Genomic DNA, 350 nt, shown 5'->3' with positions numbered 1-350 from the left:
GTCCTGACCGAGCTGAAGGCCCAAACCGTGGTCCTGGTGAACGTCCTGACCGAGCTGAAGGCCCAAACCGTGGCGCGTCGGCTTCCTGCTTCAGGTGACTCCAACGCAGGTGCTGCTTGCCGCGTGGAAAGTAGACCCCAGCGACGGAAGATGCGGACGTGGATTTTATTGTTCGAGAACGGAATCCCCAAATCGTCGCGGAGTTCCATCTTCAGGTCGAAGTCAAAGTGATTGTTCTGCTCGCTCACGTCGGCATTGAGTTGCGTCCGTGCGTTGTATTGGGCCTTCAGCTCGGTCAGGACGTTCACCAGGACCACGGTTTGGGCCTTCAGCTCGGTCAGGACGTTCGC

The 350-nt window shown here is 58.6% G+C and carries 1 protein-coding gene; it reads right to left on the bottom strand.

Features of this window, described 5'->3' with window-relative positions; translation table 11 throughout:
- Nucleotides 1–350: hypothetical protein (locus AB1L30_RS00205; RefSeq protein WP_367011347.1), on the bottom strand; the 350-nt coding region annotated here is incomplete at both ends.

It is taken from the genome of Bremerella sp. JC817 (assembly GCF_040718835.1).
Taxonomy (GTDB): Bacteria; Planctomycetota; Planctomycetia; order Pirellulales; family Pirellulaceae; genus Bremerella.
This window is presented reverse-complemented; position numbering and strand designations above follow the sequence as displayed.